Genomic DNA, 670 nt, shown 5'->3' on the forward strand with positions numbered 1-670 from the left:
TCCCGAAGGGCCTGTTTCCGGTGCAGGACACCGGCATGGTCCAGGGCGTCTCGCAAGCCGCCGAATCGGTCTCGTTCGCCGAGATGGCCCGGCGCCAGCAGGCGCTCGCCGCGGTGATCCTGAAGGACCCCGATGTCGCCACGCTGTCGTCCTTCATCGGCGTCGATGGCAGCAACGTCACGCTCAACAGCGGCCGCATGCTGATCGATCTCAAGCCGCACGCGCAGCGCAGCGCAAGCGCAAGCGACGTGATCCGCCGCCTCGCCGCCGCGACCGCGCAGGTGCCCGGCATTCGCCTGTACATGCAGCCGGTGCAGGACCTGACGATAGACACCAGCGTGACCCGTGCGCAGTACAGCCTGGTGCTCGAAGACGCGAACCCCGACGAGCTCGAAACCTGGGCACCCAAGCTCGTCGAGCGCCTGAACCAGCTGCCGCAGTTCGAAGACGTGGCGACCGACCTGCAGCAGCGCGGCCTCGCGAGCTACCTGACGATTGACCGCGCCACCGCCGCGCGCTTCGGCATCACGCCGGCCACCGTCGACAACGCGCTCTACGACGCCTATGGCCAGCGCATCGTCTCGACGATCTTCTCGCAGGCCAACCAATACCGCGTGATCCTCGAGGCCAGCCCGCAGGCGCAGCAGTCGCCCGCCGACCTGGCGCAGAT

1 protein-coding gene is annotated in these 670 nt (G+C 68.2%); it reads left to right on the forward strand.

What is annotated here, in order from left to right; translation table 11 throughout:
• Nucleotides 1-20 precede the first annotated feature (20 nt).
• The coding region (locus QZH66_RS17760; RefSeq protein ID WP_305807136.1) for an efflux RND transporter permease subunit at nt 21-670 on the forward strand (650 nt) is incomplete at its 3' end.

It is taken from the genome of Stenotrophomonas sp. YIM B06876, assembly GCF_030711595.1.
Taxonomy (GTDB): Bacteria; Pseudomonadota; Gammaproteobacteria; order Xanthomonadales; family Xanthomonadaceae; genus Stenotrophomonas.